20 protein-coding genes are annotated in these 25,819 nt (G+C 73.9%); 14 read left to right on the top strand and 6 right to left on the bottom strand.

The window, feature by feature from the left end; all coding sequences use genetic code 11:
* Nucleotides 1-108 precede the first annotated feature (108 nt).
* The 4 genes from ABZ937_RS00815 to ABZ937_RS00800 all read left to right on the top strand — a co-directional run bounded on the left by ABZ937_RS00815 (nt 109) and on the right by ABZ937_RS00800 (nt 8,233).
* Nucleotides 109-2,778: a protein kinase gene (locus ABZ937_RS00815; RefSeq protein WP_361684237.1), complete on the top strand. Its 2,670-nt coding sequence runs from the start codon at nt 109-111 to the stop codon at nt 2,776-2,778.
* A gap of 162 nt (nt 2,779-2,940) precedes the next feature.
* Complete coding sequence (locus tag ABZ937_RS00810) at nt 2,941-4,707, top strand: serine/threonine-protein kinase (protein ID WP_361684722.1); 1,767 nt, start codon at nt 2,941-2,943, stop codon at nt 4,705-4,707.
* 86 nt (nt 4,708-4,793) lie between these two features.
* Complete coding sequence (locus ABZ937_RS00805) at nt 4,794-6,527, top strand: protein kinase (RefSeq protein WP_361684235.1); 1,734 nt, start codon at nt 4,794-4,796, stop codon at nt 6,525-6,527.
* A gap of 53 nt (nt 6,528-6,580) precedes the next feature.
* Nucleotides 6,581-8,233, top strand: coding sequence for a serine/threonine-protein kinase (locus ABZ937_RS00800; RefSeq protein WP_361684233.1), 1,653 nt, complete (start codon nt 6,581-6,583; stop codon nt 8,231-8,233).
* Here the strand turns inward: ABZ937_RS00800 and ABZ937_RS00795 are convergent.
* Complete coding sequence (locus ABZ937_RS00795; RefSeq protein ID WP_361684231.1) at nt 8,220-9,131, bottom strand: AraC family transcriptional regulator; 912 nt, start codon at nt 9,129-9,131, stop codon at nt 8,220-8,222. The two genes, ABZ937_RS00800 and ABZ937_RS00795, sit on opposite strands and share 14 nt — an antisense overlap.
* Before the next feature lie 71 nt (nt 9,132-9,202).
* Here ABZ937_RS00795 and ABZ937_RS00790 point away from each other — a divergent pair, with 71 nt between their 5' ends.
* The 4 genes from ABZ937_RS00790 to ABZ937_RS00775 all read left to right on the top strand — a co-directional run bounded on the left by ABZ937_RS00790 (nt 9,203) and on the right by ABZ937_RS00775 (nt 14,639).
* Nucleotides 9,203-10,105, top strand: coding sequence for an MBL fold metallo-hydrolase (locus tag ABZ937_RS00790; protein ID WP_361684229.1), 903 nt, complete (start codon nt 9,203-9,205; stop codon nt 10,103-10,105).
* Nucleotides 10,106-10,150: 45 nt separating this feature from the next.
* Nucleotides 10,151-11,050 carry a serine/threonine-protein kinase gene (locus ABZ937_RS00785; protein ID WP_361684227.1) on the top strand — a complete coding sequence of 300 codons (900 nt, stop codon included), beginning with the start codon at nt 10,151-10,153 and terminating at the stop codon, nt 11,048-11,050.
* A 127-nt stretch (nt 11,051-11,177) separates the two neighbouring features.
* A complete protein-coding gene (locus tag ABZ937_RS00780) occupies nt 11,178-12,791 on the top strand; it encodes a succinic semialdehyde dehydrogenase (RefSeq protein WP_361684225.1) in 1,614 nt (537 codons plus the stop codon).
* Between the two features lie 42 nt (nt 12,792-12,833).
* The gene (locus ABZ937_RS00775; RefSeq protein ID WP_361684223.1) at nt 12,834-14,639 is read left to right on the top strand and encodes a GMC family oxidoreductase; all 1,806 of its coding nucleotides are present in this window, start codon (nt 12,834-12,836) and stop codon (nt 14,637-14,639) included.
* 572 nt (nt 14,640-15,211) lie between these two features.
* Here the strand turns inward: ABZ937_RS00775 and ABZ937_RS00770 are convergent.
* Nucleotides 15,212-15,469, bottom strand: coding sequence for a chorismate mutase (locus ABZ937_RS00770; protein ID WP_361684221.1), 258 nt, complete (start codon nt 15,467-15,469; stop codon nt 15,212-15,214).
* A 283-nt stretch (nt 15,470-15,752) separates the two neighbouring features.
* Between ABZ937_RS00770 and guaA the strand changes: the two genes are divergently transcribed.
* The gene (gene guaA, locus ABZ937_RS00765; RefSeq protein WP_361684220.1) at nt 15,753-17,333 is read left to right on the top strand and encodes a glutamine-hydrolyzing GMP synthase; all 1,581 of its coding nucleotides are present in this window, start codon (nt 15,753-15,755) and stop codon (nt 17,331-17,333) included.
* An 18-nt stretch (nt 17,334-17,351) separates the two neighbouring features.
* On the opposite strand, the gene ABZ937_RS00760 is transcribed toward guaA, so the two are convergent.
* Nucleotides 17,352-17,819, bottom strand: coding sequence for a pyridoxamine 5'-phosphate oxidase family protein (locus tag ABZ937_RS00760; RefSeq protein WP_361684218.1), 468 nt, complete (start codon nt 17,817-17,819; stop codon nt 17,352-17,354).
* Nucleotides 17,820-17,958: 139 nt separating this feature from the next.
* On the opposite strand from ABZ937_RS00760, the gene ABZ937_RS00755 reads away from it, so the two are divergent.
* Entirely contained in the window at nt 17,959-18,753 is a 795-nt protein-coding gene (locus tag ABZ937_RS00755; RefSeq protein ID WP_361684216.1) for a class II aldolase/adducin family protein, read from the top strand.
* A 50-nt stretch (nt 18,754-18,803) separates the two neighbouring features.
* Here ABZ937_RS00755 and ABZ937_RS00750 read toward each other — a convergent pair whose 3' ends face one another.
* Nucleotides 18,804-19,691, bottom strand: coding sequence for a DUF4429 domain-containing protein (locus tag ABZ937_RS00750; protein WP_361684214.1), 888 nt, complete (start codon nt 19,689-19,691; stop codon nt 18,804-18,806).
* A gap of 188 nt (nt 19,692-19,879) precedes the next feature.
* Here ABZ937_RS00750 and ABZ937_RS00745 point away from each other — a divergent pair, with 188 nt between their 5' ends.
* Both ABZ937_RS00745 and ABZ937_RS00740 read left to right on the top strand, forming a co-directional pair.
* Entirely contained in the window at nt 19,880-21,160 is a 1,281-nt protein-coding gene (locus ABZ937_RS00745; protein WP_361684212.1) for a hypothetical protein, read from the top strand.
* A gap of 128 nt (nt 21,161-21,288) precedes the next feature.
* A complete protein-coding gene (locus ABZ937_RS00740) occupies nt 21,289-21,813 on the top strand; it encodes a DoxX family membrane protein (RefSeq protein ID WP_361684210.1) in 525 nt (174 codons plus the stop codon).
* 18 nt (nt 21,814-21,831) lie between these two features.
* Here the strand turns inward: ABZ937_RS00740 and ABZ937_RS00735 are convergent, their stop codons facing one another.
* Both ABZ937_RS00735 and ABZ937_RS00730 read right to left on the bottom strand, forming a co-directional pair.
* Nucleotides 21,832-22,041 carry a hypothetical protein gene (locus ABZ937_RS00735; RefSeq protein WP_361684208.1) on the bottom strand — a complete coding sequence of 70 codons (210 nt, stop codon included), beginning with the start codon at nt 22,039-22,041 and terminating at the stop codon, nt 21,832-21,834.
* The gene (locus ABZ937_RS00730; protein WP_361684206.1) at nt 22,028-23,563 is read right to left on the bottom strand and encodes a PspC domain-containing protein; all 1,536 of its coding nucleotides are present in this window, start codon (nt 23,561-23,563) and stop codon (nt 22,028-22,030) included. The genes ABZ937_RS00735 and ABZ937_RS00730 overlap by 14 nt, the downstream gene beginning before the upstream one ends.
* A 185-nt stretch (nt 23,564-23,748) precedes the next feature.
* Here ABZ937_RS00730 and ABZ937_RS00725 point away from each other — a divergent pair, with 185 nt between their 5' ends.
* A complete protein-coding gene (locus tag ABZ937_RS00725) occupies nt 23,749-25,074 on the top strand; it encodes a PspC domain-containing protein (RefSeq protein WP_361684204.1) in 1,326 nt (441 codons plus the stop codon).
* The gene (locus ABZ937_RS00720) at nt 25,071-25,814 is read left to right on the top strand and encodes a response regulator transcription factor (protein ID WP_361684202.1); all 744 of its coding nucleotides are present in this window, start codon (nt 25,071-25,073) and stop codon (nt 25,812-25,814) included. Before ABZ937_RS00725 ends, ABZ937_RS00720 begins: the two co-directional genes overlap by 4 nt.
* Nucleotides 25,815-25,819: the final 5 nt, after the last annotated feature.

Raw genomic sequence — 25,819 nt, 5'->3', positions numbered from 1 at the left:
CTCCGGCACGTATCGTGAAGGATCGCGGACCGTACGCAGCCGCATGCGTGTGCGAAACGGGTCGTGAGGCGAACGGATGTGACCGACCGGACGGCCGGGGGAGGCAAAGTGGACGACTACGCGGGTCGGGTGCTCGCCGACCGCTACCGCCTGCCACTGCCGCCGTCCGACGAGTACGAACTCACCGAGACCCGGGCCTTCGACACCTACAGCGGCCAGGAGGTCCTCGTCCGGCAGGTGCCGTTGCCCGAGGTCGTCGAGGCCGAGGTGCTCGACGCGGAGGGGCTGCCCGAGGGGTTCACCGCCCGGGAGCGCCTCTCCCGCCGGGCGCCTGAGGCCAGGACCGCCACCCGGCAGCCCGCCGATCCGGCGGTACGGCGCGCCGTCGAGGCCGCGCAGGCGGCGGCCCGCATCCCCGACCACCCGCGCCTGGACCAGGTCTTCGACGTGTTCGCCGAGGGCGGGTCCCTGTGGATCGTGAGCGAGTTGGTGGCCGCGCGTCCGCTGGCCGCCCTGCTCACCGAGAAGCCGCTGACGCCGTACCGGGCGGCCGAGGTCGCCTCCGACGTGCTCATGGCGCTCCGGGTGCTGCACGCCCACGGCTGGGTGCACCGCAACATCACCGTCCGCACGGTCCTGGTCTGCGACGACGGCCGCGTGATGCTGACCGGCCTCGCGGCCGGCGCGGCCGAGGAGGCCCTGTGCGGGTACGACCCGGTGCCGGCTCCCGAAGGCCCGGGAGCGGGCCCGGAAGAGCTGCTCGGCGCCCCGCCGGGGCCGGCCACGGGTGAGGGCGGCGGCGCACCCCCGGGCCGCGGTTCCGGCACCGGAGCCACCGGCGTTTCCGCCGGCTCCGGCTCTCGTGGGGACGGCATGTCCGGTGGGCCGGCCGCCGATGCCGATCCCGAGGCCGCGCGGCGCGCCGCGATCCAGGCGCGCGCGGCCGGTGCGCTGCCGGCGCCGGCCGGGAACGGGGTGTCCGGCGCGGCCGGTCCGGTGGGCCAGGCGGCCCTGGACACCGGCGCGGACATCCGGGCCGCCCGGGCCGGGGCCATCGCCGCGTACCGCGCGGGCGCCCGCGCCGCCGCCCGGGTGCACGAGGCCCAGCAGAGCGTGCGCACCGCCCTGCCCGGCGCCCGTCCGCCCGCCGAGGGCGACACGGGCACCGGCCGGGCCGACGGCCCGGTACCCACGTCGTACGCCGCGGAGACGGGCACCGCGTCGCCGCCCGGCCGGACAGCCGACCCCTACGGAGTGCGCGGCGCCCCGTGGCACGGCGCCGCACCCCGCACCGGGTCCGGCGGCACGCCCCCGGCCCTGGGCGGCGGTGCGCAGCGGCCCGGCCCGCCCTCGGGGGATCCCCGTACGGGGCACGCCTCCGTGCCGGGCCAGGGACACGGCCCCGACCAGGCGCCGGTCGCCGAGCGGGGTCGGCAGGGTGTCACCCCGGCCCACCCCGGACGCGCGGCCGCCCCGGCCGTCCCCGCGCAGGCGGGCGGCGGTTGGGACGAGTCCGGTGCCGTACGCCGGGGGCCCGGGACCGCGCTCGCCGCCGAGCGGGCGCGGCAGGTGCGGATGACCGTGGTGGGGCCGGTGACCGAGCGGTGGGCGCCGGAGCAGGCCGGTCCCGTGCACGAGAACTGGCAGCTGGCGGCGCCGATCGGCCCGGCCACCGACCTGTGGGCGCTGGGCGCGCTGCTGTTCCGGGCCGTGCAGGGGCACGCGCCGTACCCGGAGGAGTCGACGGCCGAGCTGGTGCAGCTGGTGTGCGCCGAGCCGCCCGCCTTCGCCGAGGAGTGCGGCCCGCTGCGGCCGGTCGTGGAGTCGCTGCTGCGCCAGGACCCCACCGAGCGGCCGGACGTGGAGGAGCTGAGCGGCTGGCTGCGCTCGCTGGTGCGGTCCGCGCCCGAGCCGGACGCCGGCACCCATGTCGTCCCCGTGCCACCCGTCGACCCGGCGCGGCTGCCGATCGTCCGGCGCCGCGGCGAGCTGGTGCGCCGGCGGCGCGCCGGGCTGCCCGCGGCCCATCCGCACGGCCGGCACAAGCGGGCCCGGGACGGCGCCCGTTCGCCGCGCAGCCTGGGCCGGACCCTGCTCCTGCTGATCCTGGTCCTGCTGGCCGGCGCGATCGCCTACGCGATGCTCTTCATGCCGAAGGAGAAGGGGAGCGGCGCGGCGAGCGGGGACCGTACGGGCAGCGCCGGGCAGGCGAGCCCCGCGCCCACGCACACCGGGCAGCCCTCCGCGGGGCAGAGCACGCCGAGCGGCGGCGGCACCGCGTCCGCGCCCGCGACGGAGACCCAGACCGGCGGCGACCCCTCCGTCCCCGACGGGTTCACCCTGCGCAGGGACCCGGACGGCTTCCGGGTCGCCGTCGCCGAGGGCTGGGACCGCACCCCGAAGAACGGCAGCGGCCAGGTGGTCTACACGCACGGGGACTTCGAGCTGATCGTCGTACCGGGCCGGGACGGCACGTCCGCGTACGGCAGCGATCCGATGGTCTACCAGCGGGACAAGGAGCGCGAACTCCAGCCGTACCGCGACTCCAGCTGGTCCACCGCCACCGGCCTGCGGACCATAGAGGTGGGCGGACGGACCATGGCCGAGGGGCAGTTCACCTGGACCGACGGGCAGGGCCGGGACCTGTTCGTGCGGAACACGGCGCTGCTGCTGAACGGCCGCTACCACATCGTCCAGGTGCGCGGCCCGGAGGCCGACCGGGACGAGGTGACGCGGCTGTACGAGCAGGCTGCGGCGACGTATCGCTACACGGGTTGAGCAGCGTGTATCCGGGGGAGGGCACGGGCGGCCCGGTTCCCCTTCTCGCGCAGAAATGACCATCGTCACAGTGCGGTTTCCTTGGCGCCCCGCTGGTTCCCTGTTCGGGGGCCGGTCCTTAGTCTGACCCTGTCAAGAGCATTGCGGGGCAACGTGAATCAGATGCAGGGCCTGCTCATAGCGGGCCGCTACCGGCTCGCCGACTCCATCGGCAGCGGCGGCATGGGCCGGGTGTGGCGCGCCCACGACGAGGTGTTGCACCGGAAGGTCGCCATCAAGGAGTTGACCGCCGCGCTCTACGTCTCCGACAGCGACCAGGCGGTCCTGCTCGCCCGCACCCGGGCCGAGGCGCGGGCCGCCGCGCGCATCAACCACTCCGCCGTCGTCACCGTGCACGACGTCCTGGAGCACGACGGCCGCCCGTGGATCGTGATGGAGCTGGTCGAGGGCGAGTCGCTGGCCGACGGGGTCAAGGAGCGGGGCCGTGTCGAGCCGACGGAGGCCGCACGGATCGGGCTGTGGGTGCTGCGGGCCCTGCGCGCCGCGCACTCCGCCGGCGTGCTGCACCGGGACGTCAAGCCCGGCAACGTGCTGCTCGGCGCGGACCGCCGGGTGCTGCTCACCGACTTCGGCATCGCCCAGATCGAGGGCGACACCACCATCACCCGCACCGGAGAGGTCGTCGGCTCGGTCGACTACCTGGCCCCCGAGCGGGTGCGCGGCCACGACCCCGGCCCGGCCTCCGACCTGTGGGCGCTCGGCGCGACGCTGTACACGGCGGTCGAAGGGCGCTCCCCGTTCCGGCGCACCTCCCCGCTGAGCACCATGCAGGCGGTCGTCGAGGAGGAGGTGGACGAGCCGCGCCACGCCGGTCCGCTCGCCCCGGTCATCGCCGCGCTGCTGCGCAAGGATCCCGCCCAGCGGCCGAGCGCCGAGGAGACGGAGCAGATGCTCGCCGAGGCGGCGGAGGGACGCCGACCGCGCGCGGCCGAGGCGTTCGTACCGACCCGGACGTCGGGCGTGCACACGGGCACCGGCCGTGGCACGGGCCCGGGCACACCCGGCGCCGGCGGCGGAACTCCGGCCACGGGGTACGGCTTCGTTTCCGGTACGCCGGGCCACGGCTCCGCCGGCTCGGCCTCCGGCTACGGCTCCGGGGCCAACCCCTCCGGTTACGGCCCCCCTCCCTCCCCCTACGGCCCCGCAGCCGGTGCCGGCCACCCCGCGACCGGCCCCACGGCCGTGGCCCCGGCGGCCGGTGGCCCGGCGTCCGCCCGCCCCCGTCGCCGGTTGCGCACGCTCGCGCTGGTCGTCGCCATGGCGGCGGTCCTCGGCGGCGCCGGAGCGGTGGCGATCCAGCAGTGGGGCCGACAGCACACCGGGTCGGGAAGCGGTACCGGCCCGGCCCCGGCGCCCGCCGACACGGACGGCACCGAGGGCGTGATCCCGGCGGGCTGGAAGACGTACGACGACCCGCTCGGCTTCAGCCTCTCCCTGCCCAAGGGATGGAAGCGCACGGTCTTCAGCGACAAGGGCGACCTCAAGCAGATCGACTACTCGCCCGACAAAGGCAAGCATTTCGTCCGCATCGCCATCGACCGCTCATCGGACTTCGTCGACGCCCTCTCCCACCAGGAGGACCTGGAGCAGCAGCTCAAACTCCACGGGCTGGTCGACTACCGGCGCGTCTCCATGGAGGAGAACCTCTACCGCGACCGCAAGGGCGCGCGGTGGGAGTACACCTGGACCGCGCTGGAGAAGGATCCGCCCTACGTGCCCGGGCCGCGTCACGCGACCGAGGAGACGTACTTCTCGCGTCAGGGCGTCGAGTACGCGATCTACATGTCCACGCCGGCCGAGGACTGGGCCACGACCAGCAAGCAGTTCCAGTGGGTGCTGCGGAGTTGGCGGCAGCCGGAAGCGGGCTGATCCGGCCGAAAATGGCTGGCTGCGCGGTGTGTCTTGGCCGGGCGGTGCCCCGGAGGCCGGGGGCCCGGTGCGGCATGATGGGGCGCATGGGGACCGAGGGAGCCGGATTCCGGCTGATCGCGGGCCGTTACCGCCTGGAGGAACGTATCGGGCGCGGCGGCATGGGCGTCGTGTGGCGGGCGAGCGACCAGGTGCTGGGCCGTCAGGTGGCGGTCAAGGAACTCCTGCCGGACGACTCGCTCCCGGACGACGACACGCGGCGCCGCCGTGCGCGCACGTTCCGCGAGGCCCGCGCGGTCTGCCAGTTGCGGCACCCGCACATCATCGTCGTCCATGACGTGGTGGAGCAGGACGAACGGCCGTACCTCGTGATGGAGTTGATCGACGGCGGTTCGCTCGCCGACCGGATCGCCCGGCACGGCCCGGTCGACGCCGCCGAGGCCGCGCGGATCGGCATCGCCCTGCTGAGCGCGCTGCGCACCGCGCACGAGGCGGGGGTGCTGCACCGGGACATCAAACCGGCGAACGTCCTGATCGAGTCTGGCACCGAGCGGGTCGTCCTCACCGACTTCGGCATCGCCCAGGTCGCGGGCGCCACCACGCTGACCGAGACCGGTTCCTTCGTCGGCTCGCCCGAGTACACCGCGCCGGAGCGGATGTCCGGGCTGCGCACCGGGCCGGAGTCCGACCTGTGGTCGCTGGGCGCGCTGCTGTGCACGGTGCTGAGCGGCGAGTCGCCGTTCCGGCGCGACTCGCTGGGCGGCATCCTGCACGCCGTCGTCGCCGACGAGATCCGCCCGCCGGTCGAGGCGGAGCCGCTGCTGCCCGTCGTACGGGGGCTGCTGGAGCGCGATCCCGACCGGCGCCTCGGCGCGGCGGACGCCGAGCGGATGCTGCGGGCGTACCTGGAGACCGGCCGCACGCCGGCCGTGCCGGGCGGCGCGGGCGCGGCGGGAGCGCACGGCGCCGGGCGCATCCACCGGATCGGCGCGAGCCGTACGGCGAAGGCCCCGGCGCCCTACACACCGACCCAGCGAGACCTGCCGTACGGCGGACCGCTGCCGTCCGACCCGGCCCGGCCGCCGGCTCAGTCGCCCCCGGCCCGGTCGTCCCCGCGCGGGGTACTGGTGGCGGCGCTGCTCGTCGCCGCGCTGGCCGGGGCCGGTGTGTCGGCCGCGGCACTGCTGCTGCACCGGGACGGTGACGGGGGCGGCGGCACCCCCGGCGGCACGGCGACGAGCCCGGCGACCCGGACCGGCACGAGCGGTACGGCGAGTGCGACCCGCTCCCCGTCGGGTACGGCGCCGTCCGGTACGCGGCCGGTGCCCACGTCCTCACCCGGCGCGCCCCGCCCGACCGGCGCCCCGCACACCGCGCCCTCCGGCTACCGCACGGCCCGCGAGCCGGCCGGCTTCTCCCTCGCCGTACCGGAGGACTTCACCCGCAGCCCGCAGGGCGAGCGCGTCTTCTACCTCTCGCCGGGGCAGACCTTCCGCCTGGGCATCAAGATCACCCAGCCGCAGCCGGGCGGCCCGCAGGGCGTCATGGAGCGGTCGGCCGCGAGCGGGCCCTCCACCAACCCCGGCTACCACGACGGCCGGGTCGTCCCGACCACGCACGCCGGACACCGGGCCGCGCTCTGGGAGTTCAGCTGGAACGGCTACAGCGCGGCGGAGGGCCCCCGCCACACCTACGACCTGTGCTGGGAGGAGGGCGGGCTGTTGTACGACGTCTGGGTGTCGGCGCCGGTGGGGAAGGTGCGGGAGGCCCGGGAGTACTTCGACGTGGCGGTCGACACGTTCTCGGTCACGGGTGTGTGACCGGTTCGCCCTCCCTGTGGCTGCGGGCGCCGGGCGCGCGGTAGAGATGACGCATGAGCACTGACGGGGGAGCCGGGCGGGTCCGGGGCACCGGCCACGGGGCCGACGACACGACGAGTTTTGTTCTGCAACCGCCGAGACCGCGACCGGGTCCGGCCGCCGAGGTCCCCACGGCGCCGGGCCCGGCCCCGCAGGCCGCGGGTCCCGCCTCGGCCGCGTCCGCCGCGGAGCCCGGCGTCGGGCGGCTCGTCGCGGGCCGCTACCGGCTGCTCGGCAAGCTGGGGCACGGCGGCATGGGCACCGTATGGCGGGCCAAGGACGAGACGGTGGACCGTGAGGTCGCCGTCAAGGAACCCCGCGTACCGGACCATCTTCCCGAGCGTGAACGGGCCAACGCCTTCGAGCGCATGCGCCGGGAGGCCCGCGCGGCGGCCCGCCTGGACCATCCCGCGGTGGTGAACGTGCACGACGTCGCGGTCGTCGACGGCCGGCCGTGGATCGTGATGGAGCTGGTGCACGGCCGCACCCTGGGCAGCGCGCTGCGGGAGGGCACGCTGGACGTCCGGGAGGCGGCCCGGATCGGCCTCCATGTCCTCGGCGCGCTGGAGGCGGCGCACGCGGCGGGCGTGCTGCACCGGGACGTCAAGCCCGAGAACATCCTGCTCGGCCGGCACGACCGGGTGGTCCTCACGGACTTCGGCATCGCCTGGATCGAGGGCGACCCACGGCTGACGGACACCGGCGGCTTCGTCGGCTCGCCCGAGTTCATCGCGCCGGAGCGGGTGCTGGGGCAGCGGCCCGGCCCGGCGAGCGACCTGTGGTCCCTGGGCGTGGTGCTGTACACGGCCACGGAGGGCGTGTCGCCGTTCCGCCGCAGCAACACGCCGGCCACCCTCCAGTCCGTCCTCAACGCCACCCCGGCCCCGCCCGTGTCCGCCACCGGCCCGCTGGCCGAGGTCGTCAACGGACTGCTCGCCAAGGACCCCGCGCATCGCCCGACGGCGGACCGGGTCCGCGCCCTGCTGACGGAGGCGGCCAAGCCCCCGGCGCCCCCTGCCCCGACGGCGCCTCCGGCTGCCGCGCGCTCCCGCTCCCGACGCCGTCTCGCCTGGCTGGGTGCCGGCGCGACGGTGGTCGCGGCGGCCGTCACGGCGTACTTCGTCCTCCCCGGCCCCTCCGCGGGCCCGCTGCCCGACGGCTGGGCGAAGCGGCCGGAGAGCAGGCTCGGTGTCACCCTCGCGGTCCCCGCGGGCTACCGGGCCGCCCGGCCGGAGAAGGACGACAGCGACAAGAACTGGGTGACGTACACGGACTGGAGCGGCGGCATCTGGATCCGCCTGCACCTGGAACGCCGGTCGCAGGACTCCCTGGACCGGATCAAGTCCAGCGCGCGGGCCCAGATGTACGACGACAACGAGCAGTTCAAGAGCCAGGGCGACTACGAGCTGGACATGGCCCGGGCCACGCGGACCGCCCCGGACACGGACGCCACGTACCAGGGCTGGCAGGCGGCCGGGAACACGGTCACGTACCCCTCGGACGACTCGGCCGGCCTCCCGCGCGAACTGCGGATCTTCTACTACCGCACCAGGTCCGGGGACATGTACGAACTGGCCGTCGGCTACCCGGGCAAGGGCGACTTCACCGCCCGCGGCCGGGAGGTGGCGAAGGCGGCGATCACCGACCTGGAGATCACGAAACCCTGAGATCGCGGTACCGGCCCGGGGTGATCCCGAACTCCCGGCTGAACGCGTGCGAGAGGGCGTACGGGCTGCCGTACCCCGTCTCCCGCGCCACCGTCGCGAGCGGCGCGTCCGTCTCGCGCAGCCGGGTCGCCGCCAGGGTCAGCCGCCACCAGGTGAGGTACGCCATCGGCGGCCGGCCGACCAGCGCGGTGAACCGGCGGGCCAGGGTGGCCCGGGAGACGCCGGCCTCGGCGGCCAGCCGGCCGGCCGTCCAGGGCGCCGCCGGGTCGGAGTGCAGGGCGCGCAGCGCGGCGGTCGTCACCGGGTCGGACAGCACCGCCGGCCAGGCGCCCGTCTCCGCCTCGGCCATCCAGGCCCGGATCAGGTAGACGAACAGCAGGTCCAGCAGGCTGGGCAGGGCGAGGCAGCCGCCCGGCCGGCGCTCCGCCAGCTCGCCCGCCAACAGGTCGACCGCCGCGCGCAGTTCCGGGTGGCCGCCGACCCGGTGCGGCAGATGCACCACCTGCGGCAGCTCCGCCATCAGGGGGTGCGTACGGCTGCGGTCGAGCCGGTACTTGCCGCACAGCAGCTCCACCTCGGGGCCCGGCCCGGGACGCCCTACGTCCGTGTCCCGCACCTCCTCGAAGGGCACCGCCCGCCGCACCTCGGCCGGCTCCGCCCCCGCGTGCGCCAGCACGTGCCCGGCGCCGTGCGGCAGCAGCACCACGTCCCCCGGACCCAGCGGCACCGGCGCGCCGCCCCCGTCCGGGACGAGCAGACAGGAGCCGCTCAGTACGACATGGAAGCCCGCGCCCTCGTACGGCGCCAGCCGCACGCACCACGCGCCGGCCACCCGCAGCCGGTCGGAGGAGGGGCTGCCCGCCCGGACCGCGGCGATCGCATCGCTGACCACATCCATGAGACGACAGCGTATTCCCCTGCGCCGGTCGAGCATTGGAACGCTCAGCGCGGCCTCCTAGGGTCCTGGGTATGACCGATGACCGTGTACAGAGTTTCCTGATCGGTGACGTCGAGGTGCTCCGCATCGTGGAGTGGCAGGGGCCGTACGTGCCCGCCGCCGACCTGCTGCCGGACGCCGGGCCGGACGTGTGGGAGGCCCATGAGGCGCAGCTCGTCCCGGACCACCGCGAGGCGGACGGGGACCGTGCCGTGGTGGCGCTGCAGACCTGGGTGCTGCGCACCGGCGGCCGGACCGTGCTGGTCGACACCGGTGTCGGCAACGGCAGGGAGCGTCCCGGCAACCCCCTCTTCCACCGGCGGCAGGGCGACTTCCTGGGCCGGCTGGAGCGGGCCGGTGTCCGGCCGCAGGACGTCGACGTCGTGATCAACACCCATCTGCACGCCGACCACGTCGGCTGGAACACCCGGGACGCCGACGGCGAGTGGGTGCCGTCCTTCCCCCGCGCCCGCTACCTCCTCCCGGCCGCCGACGACCACCACTTCGGCCCGGCGGGCGACTACGCGGGCGGCGCGCGTCCCGTGGACCGGCTGGTCTACGAGGACAGCGTCGCGCCCGTGCACCGGGCCGGGCAGGCGGACCTGTGGCAGGACACGTACCGGATCGACGAGCACCTCGTGCTGGAGGCCGCCCCCGGGCACACCCCGGGCTCCTGCGTGCTGCGCGTCGAGTCCGGCGGCGAACGGGCGGTGTTCGTGGGCGACCTGCTGCACAGCCCGGTGCAGATCCTGCGGCCCGAGTGCAGCAGCTGCTTCTGCCTCGACCCGAAGGAGGCGGCCCGGACCCGGCAGCGGGTGCTGGAACGGGCGGCCGAGGAGCGGGCGTTGGTGGTGCCGGCCCACTTCGGCGGGGCCGGGGCGGTTCAGGTGCGCGCGGCCCGGCACGGCTTCAGCCTGCACCGCTGGGCCGTCTGACCGCCCGCTTCGACAACGGCGTGGTGCGCACGGTACTCATGTGCCATGACTGAAGACGGCGAACTCCCGCCCGACGCACGTCTGATCGGCGGCCGTTACCGGCTGGCCGGACGCCTCGGGTCCGGGCCGACCGGGACCGTGTGGCGCGCCCGGGACGAGCGGGGGCAGCGGCTCGTCGCCGTCAAGGAGCCGCTGCTGCCCGGCGATCCGGCCACCGACGAGGAGAGCGGGCGCGTCGCGCACCGGCTCCACCACGAGGCCCGCGCCGCCACCCGGGTACGGCACCCCTCGGCCGTGACGGTGTACGACGTCGTCACCGAGGCCGGGATCCCCTGGATCGTCATGGAACTGGTGGCGGGCGAGTCCCTGCGCGAGGTACTGCGGCGCGGGCCGCTGCCGCCCGCCGAGGCCGCGCGCATCGGGCTCGCCGTGCTCGGCGCGCTGCGCGCCGCCCACGCCGTCGGGATCGTGCACCGGGACGTCAAGCCGGCCAACGTCCTGCTGGAGTCCGGCACCGGACGGGTCGTCGTGACCGACTTCGGCATCGGCGACGGGCACGCGGGCAACGCGCCCTCCGGGTTCGTCGCCCCCGAGCGGGCGGCGGGGCCCGGCGCCGGCCCGGCCTCCGACCTGTGGTCCCTGGGCGCGCTGCTCCGCGCCGCCGTGGGGGACGCGGACGCCGGCCCGCTGGGCCCGCTGCTGGACCGGCTGCACGCCGACGAACCGGCGGCCCGTCCCGGCGCGACGGAGGTCGCCGCCGTACTCCGCGACTACCTCGGCCTCGCCGACGTACCGGATGCACCGGAGCTGCCGACGCAGCCGGCACCGGAGCCGGAGCCGGAGCCGCGCCCGGCGCCCGCGGCCGTCCCCGGTCCCGACGCCCGCCGCCGCACCCCCCTCGGCGCCCTCGGCCTGCTGCTCGCGAGGAAACCCGGGGTCGACTGAGCGCCACCCCGCCAACGCCCTGATCAGCGCATTTACTGCCAGTGATCACTGGCAGTGTGTGAGCACTCGGTGAATCCGCGTTACCGACGGGTACACAAAGCCTGCGCTCCGGCATACCCTGCGCCTCATGACGGACACGCAGGCCCCGGACATCGCCGGTACCAACCCGCTCGCGCCCGCCCCCGAAGGCGCCCGCACCGCCGCCGACGTGGTCACCCCGGAATTGGTGGCCCAGCTCACCAAGGGCGTCGTCGGCTCCGGCCGCACCGCCAACCACACCCCGTTCACCGGCGACAAGCTGGCCGACCTGCCCGAGTCCACCCCGGAGGACGTCGGCAGGGCCTTCGACGCGGCCCGCGCCGCCCAGGCCGTATGGGCGAAGACCCCGGTACGGCAGCGGGCCGCCGTCCTGCTCCGCTTCCACGACCTGCTGCTGGAGCGGCAGGCCGAGGTCCTCGACCTGATCCAGCTGGAGACCGGCAAGGCCCGGCTGCACGCGCACGAGGAGGTGCAGGCCGTCGTCGTCGCGGCCCGGCACTACGGCCGCCGCGCCGCCGCGTACCTGAAGCCCAAGCGGCACGCCGGCGCCGTGCCGACCCTCACCAAGACCCTCGAACTGCGCCACCCCCGCGGGGTGGTGGGCCAGATCGCGCCCTGGAACTACCCGCTGGAGCTGTCCGTCGGCGACGCCCTGCCCGCCTTCGTCGCGGGCAACGCCGTGGTGATGAAGCCCGACACGGAGACCTGCCTCACCGCGCTGTGGGCACGTGACCTGCTCGTCGAGGCCGGACTGCCCGAGGGCGTCTTCCAGGTCGTCATCGGCGAGGGCCCGGTCGTCGGCCCGGAGCTGGTCAAGCGCGCCGACTACGTCTCCTTCACCGGCTCCACCCGCACCGGCCGCGAGGTCGCCGTCGGCGCCGCCTCCCGCCTGGTCGGCGTCTCCCTCGAACTCGGCGGCAAGAACGCCATGCTGGTGCTGGACGACGCCGACATCGAGAAGGCCGCCGCCGGAGCCGTCCGCGCCTGCTTCTCCTCCGCGGGCCAGCTGTGCATCTCCATCGAGCGGCTGTTCGTCCACGAGTCCGTCGCCGACGCCTTCCTGGAGCGGTTCGCCGCCCGCACCAAGGCCATGCGGCTCGGCAACTCCCTCGCCTACGGCGCCGACATGGGCTCGCTGGTCGGCGAACGGCAGCTGGAGACCGTCGAACGGCATGTCCAGGAGGCCGTCGCCAAGGGCGCGAAGGTGGTCGCGGGCGGTGTGGCCCGCCCCGACATCGGCCCCTACTTCTTCGAACCCACGATCCTGGACGGCGTCGAGCCCGCCATGGCCGTCTGCGAGGAGGAGACCTTCGGCCCGGTCGTCTCGGTCTACCGCTTCGGGACCGACGACGAGGCCGTCGAACGCGCCAACGCCACGCCGTACGGCCTGAACGCGTCCGTCTGGACGACGAACAGCCGCCGCGGCCTGGACGTCGCCGCCCGCCTGCGCACCGGCACGGTCAACGTCAACGAGGGCTACGCCCCCGCCTACGGCAGCGCCCAGTCCCCGATGGGCGGCATGAAGGACTCCGGTCTCGGCCGCCGCCACGGCTCCGAGGGCATCCTCAAGTACACGGAGGCCCAGACGGTGGCCCAGCAGCGACTGCTGCCGATGGCACCGTCGCTGGGGATGGACGACGAGGGCTACGCCCGCTTCATGAGCACGAGCCTTCGCCTGATGAAGGCGTTCCGTTTCCGCTAGACAACCGCGTTCGCACCACCCGGTTCTCAACGAGGAGAGCACGTGTCGCAGGAGAAGTCTGTCCAGACCCGGGACGACGACGGGTACGACTACGACGTCATCGTCGTGGGTTCGGGGTTCGGCGGCTCGGTGTCCGCCCTGCGCCTCACCGAGAAGGGGTACAAGGTGGGCGTCCTGGAAGCCGGCCGCCGCTTCACCCGCGCCGGGCTCCCGAAGAACTCCTGGGACCTCAAGAACTACCTCTGGGCCCCGAAGCTCGGCATGTACGGCATCCAGCGCATCCACCTGCTGGGCAATGTGATGGTGCTGGCCGGCGCGGGCGTCGGCGGCGGTTCACTGAACTACGCCAACACCCTCTACGTACCGCCGAAGCCCTTCTTCGACGACCCCCAGTGGCGGCACATCACCGACTGGCAGGAGGAGTTGAACCCGTACTACGACCAGGCCCGGCGCATGCTCGGCGTACGGCTCAACCCCACCATGACCCCCTCCGACGTCCACCTGAAGGCGGCGGCCCAGCGGATGGGCGTCGGCGACACCTTCCACCTCGCGCCGGTGGGCGTGTTCTTTGGCGACGGCAAGGACGCGGACGGGAAGGCGAAGGCCGGGCCGGGCGAGCAGGTGAAGGACCCGTACTTCGGCGGCGCCGGCCCCGACCGGAAGGCCTGCACCGAGTGCGGCGAGTGCATGACCGGCTGCCGGCACGGCGCGAAGAACACCCTCAACGAGAACTACCTGTACCTCGCCGAGAAGGCGGGCGCGGTCGTCCACCCCATGACGACGGTCGTGTCCGTCACGGACGACTCCCGGGGCGGCTACGCGGTGGCCACCCTGCCGACGGACCAGAGGAAGAAGGGCAAGGGCCGGATCCTCACCGCCCGCAGGGTGATCCTCGCGGCCGGGACCTACGGCACCCAGACCCTGCTGCACCGCATGAAGGCCGGCGGCCAGCTGCCGTACCTGTCCCAGCGGCTGGGCGACCTGACCCGCACCAACTCCGAGGCGCTGGTCGGCGCGCAGACCGACAGCCGCCGCTACCGCAGGGCGACCGGCGCGCCGAAGGCCGACTTCACGCGGGGCGTCGCCATCACGTCCTCGATCCACCCCGACGAGAACACCCACATCGAGCCGGTCCGCTACGGCAAGGGCTCCAACGCGATGGGCGGCCTGTCGATCCTCCAGGTGCCGTACGCGGAGGGCTCCTCGCGCGTGCTCGGCTGGCTGGCGAACGCGGCCCGGCACCCGCTGCTGGTGGCCCGCTCCCTGTCCAACCGGCGCTGGTCGGAGCGGACCATCATCGGCCTGGTCATGCAGTCCCTGGACAACTCGCTGATCACGTACCTGAAGCCCGGCGGCGTCGGCAAGGGCCTGCTCACCGCCCGGCAGGGGCACGGGGCGCCGAACCCCAAGCAGATCAAGGCCGCGACCGAGGCCGCCTCCGCGCTCGCCGCCGAGATCAACGGCTTCGCCGGCAGCAACGTCGGCGAGCTGATGGGCACCCCGCTCACCGCGCACTTCCTCGGCGGCTGCCCCATCGGCGACTCCGCGCAGACGGGCGTGATCGACCCGTACCACCGGCTCTACGGCCACCCCGGCATCTCGGTCGTGGACGGCGCCGCGGTCTCGGCGAACCTGGGGGTGAACCCCTCGCTGACGATCACCGCGCAGGCCGAGCGGGCGATGTCGTTCTGGCCGAACAAGGGCGAGGAGGACCCGCGGCCGGCGCCGGGAGCGGCGTACGAGCGGCTGAAGCCGGTGGAGCCCAAGGCCCCGGCGGTCCCGGCGGACGCCTTCGGCGCGCTGCGGCTGCCGTTCCTGGGGATGCCGGCGGTGCCGCCGAAGAAGTGAGCGGAGCGGGCCCGGAACGGCGAAGAGGGACCTGCATCCCCCTCCGAAGGCAGGTCCCTCTCAGCTTTTCTTGATCCGGCAGGTTTGATCAGCGAAAAGCGCGAAGGGTTGCTCCGGTTGTGCAGGGTTTCCCTGTGATGTGGGTCACGTCGGTGGATGCCGGTCGCGGGCAGGACCTCGTGGGCATGACGAAGGGCCCCGCGGGACGGAGAGACCGCGGGGCCCTTCGTGCAGTCAGCACCGGCGTCAGGGCAGCGCCGGTGCCTGGGAACGGCGCCGGGGGGTTGCGCCGCTTGTTCCTGTGCCCTGGTGACCTGTCTGCAGTTTTCCGCCGGCCGGCCCCGGGCGTCCCCGGGGCCGGCCGTTCTCTTGGATGACCGGGCTGCTGTCCCCTGCCGTCCGGTCACTTTCTGGAGCGAGGTCCCACGACATACGGCACGACCCGTACGCCTCATCGCCCCAGTGAGCCACGCGTGGTTCTGTCGGGCCCGCCCCTGGCTGGCACGGACACCCCCTCAACGAGGCGGTGCGCGGCCCGGTCACGCGCCGTACGGGTGAGAGCGGCACCGAACTCAGATGCGACCCCGGCACAGCTCCAGCAGGGTCATGGCGAGGGCGGTGCCGGGCTTGCCGAGGGCGTCCCGGTAGCGGCCGAGGATCTCCATCTCGCGGGACAGGTGCACCCGGCGCCCGCCGGAGGCGATCCGGGTCTGCTGGACGACGGCGGAGACGGCCATCCGCTCCTGGACGAGGCCGATGATCCGGTCGTCGAGCGCGTCGATGCGCTCACGGGCGTCGGCGATGGTCTGTTCCGGGGTGAGCGTGGTCATGGTTCGGGGCTCCTCAAGGAGTGAGTGCCCCGGAACGGCAGGACCCGGGAGAACGACAGACGCCCCGGGCCTTGTCGGCCCGGGGCGCCTGGGAAGTCGCTTGGCGGTTGGCTCAAGCAGCACGACCATGGCAGCCGGCGGGCCGGGTGCCATAGGTAAAGAAGAAGGTCGTCTGCGTGAACACGGGGCCAGTATGCCACGGCTGCCCACGCGAGCCGCCTTCCCGCCCCACCCCGTTAGACTCGGTAGCACAGACCCCCGCCCGACCACCAGAAGGCACCCCGTGTCATCAGCGACTCCCACTGCCGCCACCCCCGACACCGTCCTGGTCGTCGACTTCGGCGCGCAGTACGCCCAGCTCATCGCCCGTCGCGTCCGCGAGGCGCGGGTCTACAGCGAGATCGTGCCGAGCACCATGCCGGTCCAGGAGATGCTCGCCAAGAACCCCGCGGCGATCATCCTCTCCGGCGGCCCCTCGTCCGTGTACGAGGAGGGCGCCCCCCGCCTCGGCCGCGAGCTCTTCGAGGCCGGCGTCCCCGTCTTCGGCATGTGCTACGGCTTCCAGCTGATGGCGCAGGTCCTCGGCGGCACCGTCGACAACACCGGGGCGCGCGAGTACGGCCGTACCGACCTGCACGTCTCCCGCACGTCCTCCACCCTCTTCGAGGGCACCCCGGCCGAGCAGCACGTGTGGATGTCGCACGGCGACGCCTGCTCCGCCGCCCCCGAGGGCTTCACCGTCACCGCGTCCACGGACGTCGTCCCGGTCGCCGCCTTCGAGAACGACGAGAAGAAGCTCTACGGCGTCCAGTACCACCCCGAGGTCATGCACTCCACGCACGGCCAGCAGGTGCTGGAGCACTTCCTCTACCGCGGCGCGGGTCTGACCCCCTCCTGGACCACCGGCAACGTGATCGAGGAGCAGGTCGCCGCGATCCGCGAGCAGGTCGGCGACAAGCGCGCCATCTGCGGTCTGTCGGGCGGTGTGGACTCCGCCGTCGCCGCCGCCCTCGTCGCGCGCGCGATCGGCGACCAGCTGACCTGCGTGTACGTCGACCACGGTCTGATGCGCAAGGGCGAGACCGAGCAGGTCGAGAAGGACTTCGTGGCCGCGACCGGCGTCAAGCTGGTCGTCGTGGACGCCGAGGAGCGCTTCCTGACCGCGCTCAAGGGCGTCAGCGAGCCCGAGGAGAAGCGGAAGATCATCGGCCGCGAGTTCATCCGCGTCTTCGAGCAGGCGCAGGCTGACATCATCGCCGACGAGGGCCCGGCCGTGGAGTTCCTGGTCCAGGGCACCCTGTACCCGGACGTGGTCGAGTCCGGCGGCGGCACCGGCACCGCCAACATCAAGTCGCACCACAACGTCGGCGGCCTGCCCGAGGACCTCGAGTTCCAGCTGATCGAGCCGCTGCGCAAGCTGTTCAAGGACGAGGTCCGCATGGTCGGCCAGGAGCTGGGCCTGCCGGAGGAGATCGTCCAGCGCCAGCCCTTCCCGGGCCCCGGCCTCGGCATCCGCATCGTCGGCGAGGTCACCAAGGAGCGCCTGGACCTCCTCCGCGAGGCCGACGCCATCGCCCGCGAGGAGCTGACCGCGGCCGGCCTGGACCGCGACATCTGGCAGTGCCCGGTGGTCCTGCTCGCCGACGTCCGCAGCGTGGGCGTCCAGGGCGACGGCCGCACCTACGGCCACCCGATCGTCCTGCGCCCGGTCTCCTCCGAGGACGCCATGACCGCCGACTGGTCCCGGCTGCCGTACGACGTCCTCGCCCGCATCTCGACCCGGATCACCAACGAGGTCCGGGACGTCAACCGGGTCGTCCTCGACGTGACGTCGAAGCCGCCGGGCACCATCGAGTGGGAGTAGTCCCGCTCGCTGTGAAGGTCATGTCCGCTTGAGCGTGCGCACCGGCGCTCCGGGCTTCCAGACCTGGGCGACCAGATACGTGTCGTCCTCGACGTAGGTCCGTACGACCTCCGTCAGCTCGGTGCGGAAGAGGTGGAACGGCTGCGGCGGTTCCACCTCTTTCACGTACGCGGCCCTGGCCGTGCCCTCCACGACCTCGAAGGCCCGCCCGCTGATCCGGACGTCCCCGCCGCTCATGCCCGTCCCGTCCCCGGGGTTGGCCTGGAGCGTGAAGCGCGGATCGCGGCGCAGGTCGAGGGCCTTGAGAGAGCCCGGCATCATGCCGAGCCACAGCTCCCCGCCCAGGAACCGCACCTCCAGCCCACAGGTGCGGGGCGAGCCGTCCTTGCGGAGGGTCGCGAGGATGTGATGCCGGTACGCGCCGAAGCGCTCCTCGGCGGTCTTCGCCAGTTCGGGTACGGCGGTGCTGAAGGCTTCCCAGTCCATGCGGACCAGTCTCACCGGGAATCCAGACATCTTCTGTCCGGTATCCGCCGCGTACGGCATCTTTACAAACCGGCTCTGCCCTTTCGCGCCGGTCAGCGGTACCTTCCGGCCCGTACGCCATGCCAGTACGGGAGGATCTATGCACGGGCCCACCCCGCCCCTGCCGCTGTCCACGGACCAGCTGCAGTTCGCCATGCCGCCGATGCACGACTCGGCCGAGGACGAACGCAGGCACCGCAAGGAGCGGCTCGCGGGCGCCCTGCGGATCTTCGGGCGGGCCGGGTTCGAGGACGGCGTGTCCGGGCACATCACGGCCCGGGACCCGGAGTTCACCGACTGCTTCTGGGTCAACCCCTTCGGGATGCCGTTCCGGCACGTCACCGTCGGCGATCTGGTGCTGGCCAACCAGGACGGGCAGGTCGTCGAGGGCCGTTACCACGTCAACCAGGCCGCGTTCACCGTGCACGTCCAGGTGCACACCGCCCGCCCCGATGTCGTGTCCGTCGCCCACTGCCACTCCGTGCACGGCCGCGCCCTCGCCGCCCTCGGCGACCTCATCGACCCCATCACCCAGGAGAGCTGCGCCTTCTACGAGGACCTCGCCCTCTACGACGCGTACACCGGTGTCACCGTGGACGCCGAGGAAGGCCGCCGGATCGCCGCCGCCCTGGGCTCCCGCAAGGCGCTCGTGCTGCGCAACCACGGGCTCCTCACCGTCGGGGACTCGGTGGACGCGGCAGCCTGGTGGTTTCTCTCCCTGGACCGGTCCGCCCAGGTGCAGCTGCTGGCGAAGGCGGCGGGCCGGCCGGTGCTCATCGACCACAAGGCAGCCGTCGCCACCCGTGAGCAGCTCGGCGGCGACCTGGTGGCCTGGATCAACTACCAGCCGCTGTGGCAGGACATCTGCCGCAGCGAACCCGACCTGCTCAGCTGAGGCCGCCGCCGGCCGCACCACGGGAGCCGCTGTCCGGCCGGAGCCGCCGGTCAGCCGAAGCCCCTGAGGATGACCGCCTTGGTCGCCGCGAACTCCTCGTCCGTGAGCACCCCCTCCCGGTGCAGCTCGCCCAACTCCCGCAGACGGCGCAGCAGGACGTCGTGGTGGCCGTCCCGCCCCGGTACGGCGGCCCGTACCGGATGCCGGCCGGCCGGTGCCTCGCCACCTCGGGTGGAGGGATGCGGCAGCCGCGCGGTGACGGCCGCCGCGACCAGCGCTGTCAGCAGATCCCGCCGGACACTGCCCCACAGGTCCAGGGCGTACGGGTCCCGCTCGGACGGCAGCTTGGAGAACACCGTCTCCCGGGTCACGAACCGCAGAAACCCGTCCTCGTACCCGGAGTTGGGCAGCCACTCCACCTGCACCAGATCCGCGAGCCCGATGATCCGCGGGCCGGTCGCGCGCTTGATCCGGTCGGAGGTGTCCGCCCAGTCGATGCGCACCTGGCCGCCGTCGAACGACACCGTGCCGTCGGAGGACCGCACCGACACCGGCACCGGCGGCCCCGGCAGCAGATAGCCGGCCGTCGGCTCCCGGGGGACCTGGTCGAGGAGCAGCGCCTGCCGGATCTCCTCGGCGACGTACTCCGCGACTCCCGAACGGTCCGCGTCCACCGTCAGCCGGTAGGGATCGGCCGCCTCCGGCAGCCGGCCGCCGGTGGCCTGCAGCAGGGGGTCGGCGCCCTCGCGCAGCCGCATCCGCAGCCGGCCCCGCCTGCGCTCCGGCTCGTAGACGACACCCGAGACCGCCTCCAGCGGTACGACGATCTCCCCGTACGTCTGCCGGAACAGCGGCACGGAGCGGTGCAGTCCCGGGGTGATCCGGATCGTGCTGCCGTCGAAGGCCCAGGTCCCGTCCCGCTGGATGATCTCGGCCATACGGAGATTCTCGCAGCCGGGTCAACACGGCGGCCCCGGCTTCACCCGCGGTGACCCGGCCCCGTCCTCCCGAACGGTCTGATGTAGGGCACAATTCGCTGGCAACACAGGGGAGTTGCCGGACCGTCGTGCGCACCACGGGCGCCGGCGGCCGGGTCGGCAGGTCGTGCGGAAGGCGGGCGTCGGGCGTGGCGGTGCAGGAGGCGAGAGGGGACACGGATGCCGAGGGCGTCCACGAGGGCGGCTGCACCTGCGGGGACTGTCCGCACGGTGCCCGGGAGGGGCACCGGCGGGCCGTCGCCGCGTTCCTGCGCCGGCGTGACGAGTTCGCCGCCGGCCGGGGCCTGCCGGCGGCCGTGGCCCACTCGGCCTCGGCGTCCCGCCAGTGGGTCTCCGAGGAGCTGACCCAGCGGGCCGAGGCCGTCGCCGAACAGGGCCGGGCCGAGGGCACGGTCCGGCTCGCCCGGCTGTGGCTGCGGACGGTGTGCACCGTGTGGGGCGCGGTCACCGTGCTCCTGCTCGCCGAGGCGCTCACCGCGATCGGCGCGGGCTGGACCGGCGCCCGCACCGCGGCCCTGCTCGCCGCGCTCGTCGTCGCCGGCGCGCTGAGCGCTGCCTGCTTCTTCCACCGGGCGCGCGGCGGAGCGCTCGCGCCGGTGATCGGTGAGGACAACCGCATCTCCACCTCCCGTACCGTTGCCGCCTGCTGGGTGATGTTCGTCGGTTACGCCGTCCTGCTGCTCGCCGCCCGCCTGGCCGCCGCCTCCGACCACGCCGAACGCGACGCCCTGATCTCCGGCCTCGATCTGGCGCGCGGCGCGGGCGTGGTGACCGTCCTCGCCGTGGTGTGCGGCATCGCCGTCCTGGTCCGCCGGGTGGTGGGCCTGCGCATCCTCGCCCAGCGGCTGCAGAAGGTGCCGGCCCACCGCCCGCGCGCCGCCGACCTGCTCACCGACGACTCCGGCCGGGGCGCCTTCGCCGACATCCAGTACGTCGCCATCAGCGCCGTGGCCCTGCTGTTCGCCGCCGTACGGCTGGCCCGCCGCCCCGACCAGCTGCCCGACCTGCCCTGGGGCCTGGGCGTGGTCGTGCTGATCTCGGCCGCGACCTACCTGGCCGGCAAGTACGCCGAGGGCGGCCGGCCGGTGATCCTCTCGGTGGTCCGCGCCCGCGAGCCCGGCGACCTGGACGGCCCGGTCCGCACCGGCGACGACATCGAGATCCGCGGCTCCGGCTTCGTCCCGCCCGGCGCCCAGACCGCCGACCGGCTCTCCCGGACGGTCGTCCGCATCGGCACGGTCGACGTCCACGTCCCCCTCGTCCCCGTCGCGGGCGGCTTCCGCAACCCCACGGACAGCACCCTGACCGTGCCCGTCCCCGCGGACGTCGAGCCCGGCGCGGTGGACGTCCAGGTGGTGACCGCGGCCGGCGTGGCCACCAACCGGTACCCCCTCCAGGTGACGGAGTGAACGCCGGGAGAGGCCGCACGGACGCCCGAAATCCGGAAAATCGTCCGGGTGAGGATTGAACTGGCTCCCTTCGTCATACGTATCGTCATGTGAGGAGTGGCACGGCGGGCGAGAGGCGGCTGGCAGCGATGACTCACGGGATGCGGACGGAGAGGCACACCACCCGGCTGGACGGCCCCCGCGGCTGGCGCGACACGGCCGCCCATTACGCCCTGCTGCCGCTCCGCGTCTTCCTGGGCGTCACCTTCATCTACGCCGGCCTGGACAAGCTCACCGACAGCGCGTTCCTGCAGTCCGGCGGCGCCGGCTCGATCGGCGAGACCATGCGCGGGGCCCATGACTCCGCCGCGATCCCGGCCCTGGTCGATCTGGCCCTGAAGAGCCCGGTCGGCTTCGGCTACGCCATGGCCCTCGGTGAGCTGGCCGTCGGCATCGGCACCCTGCTCGGTCTGCTCGGCCGGCTGGCCGCTCTCGGCGGCGCGCTGATCTCGCTCAGCCTCTGGCTGACGGTGAGCTGGGCGACCACCCCCTACTACCTCGGCAACGACCTCGCCTACCTGATGGCCTGGCTCCCCCTGGTCCTCGCCGGCGCACCCTACCTCTCGCTGGACGCGGCCTGGCGGGCCCGGCGACGGTCCGGCGGCTTCCGCTAGGGCCGCTCTTTCGGACACCTAGCCGCGCTCGGCGCCGCCGCGTCTGCGTATCCCCCGGGCCAGCGCGGCCGTGACACCGGCCAGGCAGAGGCCGCCCACGACCAGCGGGACGACCACGAACCACGGCGTGTCCCACAGGCCGCCCGCGTCCCCCGCGTAGACCACACCCGTGACGGTGAGGAAGAGCCCGGCGACCAGCTTCCCGGGCTGGAACTCATGACGCAGCACGGCTGACCTCCACCTGTCCCACCCCGACGCCGAGCGTCAGATCCAGCGTGCCGGACCTCCCGGCACCCTTGGCCGGTGCCAGCGTCACGTCCTTGTGCCTGCCGGGCTGCACGTCCACGTCCTTTCCGCTGTCCCCGGGCAACCGGATGTCGCCCACTCCCACATCGATGCTCATCTTCACCGTCGCGTCCGCCGGCACGATCACCTTCAGCTGTCCCGCACCCACCCGGGCGTCCGTGGCGACCGTCTGCCCCTGACCCGGGTGCACCCGGGTCAGATCCAGGGTGCCCCGCCCGGTGCCGAGGTCGTACCCGGACCGCACCTGGGCCGTCGCGGCCGGCTTCCAGGACGTCTCCCGCCAGTGAGTGGTGATGTCCCGGGGCAGGGCCGCCGCCCCGGCGAGCAGGGCCGCCGTGACCAGTGCCAGGAACACCGTCCCGGCCCCGGTCCGGCCCAGGACCGCGCTGCCGGCGATGCCCAGCCCGAACACCGCGAGCGCGCACGCCAGACCGGTCTGCAGGCTGGTGCCCAGCGGGTGCGTGTCCCAGCTGAGACCGGTGCCCAGGCCGCCCGCCAGCAGGGCGAACAGGAACACCCAGCCGCCGATCCAGCGGGGGCCGCGCGGTCTCGGGGGCGCGGCGCGCGGCGGCTGTATCGCCCCGGGGTGTGTCCAGGGGGTGGCCATGCCGACGTCCACGACCGAGAGCAGGTCCCGCTCGCGGGCGTCGTCCGGCCCCCACAGATAGCCGGTGCCGCCGACATGGGTGCCGTCCTTGACGATCGGGTCCCGCCACCAGGAGGGGTAGGTGGTGACGACCGGCGGCGCCTGGGCCTCCGGCGGGGCGTCGGCGGCGGCCTGCGCGGCCAGGGGATCGGGATCGGCGGCGCCACGGCGCCGCGACCAGTACCCCGCGCCCGCGAGCAGCAGCGAGAGCACCGTGGCGAACGCCAGCACTCCGCCGTTTCTCAGCATCGTCAGGAAGATCCCGCAGCCGACCAGTGCGAACAGCACGGCGGCCAGCGCCTGGCCGTCGACCCGGCCCGTGAAGAGCTTGCGCAGCTCGTTCTCCTCCTCGTCCTCGTACGGCACCAGGAGCCAGACGAAGCCGTAGAAGATGAGGCCGAGGCCGCCGGTCGCGGACAGCACGGCCAGGGTGATCCGGAAGATCACCGGGTCCATGTCGGTCTGCCGCCCCAGTCCCGCGCACACGCCCGCGACCATCTTGTGCCCGCGGTCGCGCCGGAACCGGGCCGGGACCTCAGGGGCCTCCGGCTGCTCCGGCTCGTCGGCGGGGGACCGGGTGCCGGTCCGGGAGCGGGAGTCCGAGTGGGCGTGGGAGTCCGAAGGGGCGTGGGCGTCCGTGCCCCCGGTGCCGGTGTTGCTGTCGGCGGGGGTGCCGGTGCCGGCCGCTCCTGTCTCTCCCGTCGCGGCGGGCGCGGCATCCGTCGGTCCGGTGCCCGGGGCCGGGCGCGGGCCGGTGCCGGGTCCCGGACCCGTCGCGGCGTGCTCGTGATCCGTCATGCGTCCATGGTGACGGCCCGGCCGCCGCGACGGCAGTCGGGACGACCCTGGGCCAACCCTGAAATCGGCCCTGAGACGGGACGGGGAACCGTTCGAGCGGCGCGGATCGCCGTGGACCGGTGCACGATCCGCCCACCCGGACCGGCCCCGGCGGAAGATCAGGGGCGTCTCGGGGGCCGACCCTGATGCTCTGCCCGGCCGGTCGTGTGACCATCGTTGGCATGCCGGAAGCCGCAAGCCTGCCACTCGACGACCCGCGGCCTCCGCGCAAGCTCTACCGCAGCAGCGACGGACGCTGGCTCGGCGGAGTGGCGCGGGGCCTCGCCGGGCATCTCGGGCTGCCCGTCGTCTGGGTGCGGCTCGCCTTCGTCGGCCTGTTCATGGCCGACGGACTCGGCGCGCTGCTGTACGCGGCGTTCTGGTTCTTCGTACCGCTCGGCATCGGCGGCGTCGGCGACCAGAAGCCGTCGCTGGTGGGCACCGAGGCCTCGCCGGACGGCCGCCGCAGACTGGTGGCCCGCAAGCCGGACCGGGGACAGATCGTCGCGCTGCTCCTCATGGTCATCGTGTCGATGGTCTTCGTGGGCAGCGTCAACCTGGGCAGCGCGGCCAAGGCGTACCTGGTGCCCGCCGTGCTCGTCGCGGCCGGTGTCGCCCTCGTCTGGCGCCAGGCGGACAACGCCCGCCGGGCCCGCTGGGTCGAGGCCGGCCGGCGGCGCCGCACCCTCACCCTGCTGCGCGCGGCCGGCGGCGTCCTCCTCGTCACGGCCGGTGTCTCCGCCGTCTTCGTGCTCCAAGGCTCGACCGCCCACCTCGGCGCGGTTCTCCAGGCCGCGCTCGCCGTCCTCGTCGGTATCACCCTGCTCGCCGGCCCCTACCTGGTCCGCATGACCCAGGACCTGTCCGAGGAACGGCTGATGCGCATCCGCGCCCAGGAGCGCGCCGAGGTCGCCGCCCACGTCCACGACTCCGTGCTGCACACCCTCACCCTGATCCAGCGCAACGCCGACAACGCGAGCGAGGTGCGCCGCCTCGCCCGCGCCCAGGAGCGCGACCTGCGCACCTGGCTCTACAAGCCGGAGGGCACCGGCAAGGACGAGGCCGACGAGCCGGACACGGTCGCCGAGGCGGTGCGGCGCAATGCCGCCGAGGTGGAGGACAAGCACGGTGTGCCCATCGAGGTCGTGATCGTCGGCGACTGCCCGCTCGACGAGAAGACCGCCGCGCAGATGCAGGCCGCGCGCGAGGCGATGGTGAACGCCGCCAAGTACGGTGGCGAGGGCGGCGCCGTACAGGTCTACGCCGAAGTCGAGGGGAGGACGGTCTTCGTGTCCGTGCGGGACCGCGGCCCTGGCTTCGACCTCGACGCGATACCCGCCGACCGCATGGGCGTCAGAGAATCGATCATCGGCCGCATGGAGCGAAACGGCGGCACGGCCCGGCTGCGGGCGGTGCCGGGCGGCGGTACGGAGGTCGAGCTGGAGATGGAGAGGGCGGAGAAGACGTCATGAGCGATGCGACCGAGGCGAACGGCACGGCGGGAGCGGCGGAGGCGGCCGGGTCCGGCCGGCCCGACGGGGGCTCTGGCGGGCGGCATGTGCGGGTGGTGCTCGTGGACGACCACCGGATGTTCCGCACCGGCGTCCAGGCCGAGATCGGCCAGACCGCCGAGACCGGTGTCGAGGTGGTCGGCGAGGCCGCGGACGTCGACCAGGCGGTCACCGTCATCACCTCGACCCGGCCCGAGGTGGTCCTCCTCGACGTCCATCTGCCGGGCGGCGGCGGAGTCGAAGTGCTGCGCCGGTGCGCCGCGTTGATGGCGGACGCCGAGCAGCCCGTCCGCTTCCTCGCGCTGTCCGTGTCGGACGCGGCGGAGGACGTGATCGGGGTGATCCGCGGCGGCGCCCGCGGCTATGTCACCAAGACCATCACCGGCACCGACCTGGTCGACTCCATCTTCCGCGTGCAGGAGGGCGACGCCGTCTTCTCCCCGCGGCTGGCCGGGTTCGTCCTGGACGCCTTCGCCTCCACCGACGCCCCGCCGGTGGACGAGGACCTGGACCGCCTCACCCAGCGGGAGCGCGAGGTGCTGCGCCTGATCGCCCGTGGCTACGCCTACAAGGAGATCGCCAAGCAGCTGTTCATCTCGGTGAAGACGGTCGAGTCGCATGTGTCGGCGGTCCTGCGCAAGCTCCAGCTGTCCAACCGGCACGAGCTGACCCGCTGGGCGACCGCGCGCCGGCTGGTCTGACCCGC

Origin of the sequence: Streptomyces sp. NPDC046727 (assembly GCF_040645635.1) — a bacterium.
GTDB lineage: Bacteria > Actinomycetota > Actinomycetes > Streptomycetales > Streptomycetaceae > Streptomyces.
The sequence above is the reverse complement of the archived record's forward strand: the minus strand, read 5'-3'. Positions and strand labels throughout refer to the sequence as shown.

Coding starts and splice junctions, on each gene's coding strand:
- ABZ937_RS00810 (WP_361684722.1), top strand. CDS start 2,941: ATGCAGGGCCTGCTCATAGCGGGCCGCTACCGGCTCGCCGACTCCATC.
- ABZ937_RS00805 (WP_361684235.1), top strand. CDS start 4,794: ATGGGGACCGAGGGAGCCGGATTCCGGCTGATCGCGGGCCGTTACCGC.
- ABZ937_RS00800 (WP_361684233.1), top strand. CDS start 6,581: ATGAGCACTGACGGGGGAGCCGGGCGGGTCCGGGGCACCGGCCACGGG.
- ABZ937_RS00795 (WP_361684231.1), bottom strand. CDS start 9,131: ATGGATGTGGTCAGCGATGCGATCGCCGCGGTCCGGGCGGGCAGCCCC.
- ABZ937_RS00790 (WP_361684229.1), top strand. CDS start 9,203: ATGACCGATGACCGTGTACAGAGTTTCCTGATCGGTGACGTCGAGGTG.
- ABZ937_RS00785 (WP_361684227.1), top strand. CDS start 10,151: ATGACTGAAGACGGCGAACTCCCGCCCGACGCACGTCTGATCGGCGGC.
- ABZ937_RS00780 (WP_361684225.1), top strand. CDS start 11,178: ATGACGGACACGCAGGCCCCGGACATCGCCGGTACCAACCCGCTCGCG.
- ABZ937_RS00770 (WP_361684221.1), bottom strand. CDS start 15,469: ATGACCACGCTCACCCCGGAACAGACCATCGCCGACGCCCGTGAGCGC.
- ABZ937_RS00760 (WP_361684218.1), bottom strand. CDS start 17,819: ATGGACTGGGAAGCCTTCAGCACCGCCGTACCCGAACTGGCGAAGACC.
- ABZ937_RS00755 (WP_361684216.1), top strand. CDS start 17,959: ATGCACGGGCCCACCCCGCCCCTGCCGCTGTCCACGGACCAGCTGCAG.
- ABZ937_RS00750 (WP_361684214.1), bottom strand. CDS start 19,691: ATGGCCGAGATCATCCAGCGGGACGGGACCTGGGCCTTCGACGGCAGC.
- ABZ937_RS00740 (WP_361684210.1), top strand. CDS start 21,289: ATGACTCACGGGATGCGGACGGAGAGGCACACCACCCGGCTGGACGGC.
- ABZ937_RS00730 (WP_361684206.1), bottom strand. CDS start 23,563: ATGACGGATCACGAGCACGCCGCGACGGGTCCGGGACCCGGCACCGGC.
- ABZ937_RS00725 (WP_361684204.1), top strand. CDS start 23,749: ATGCTCTGCCCGGCCGGTCGTGTGACCATCGTTGGCATGCCGGAAGCC.
- ABZ937_RS00720 (WP_361684202.1), top strand. CDS start 25,071: ATGAGCGATGCGACCGAGGCGAACGGCACGGCGGGAGCGGCGGAGGCG.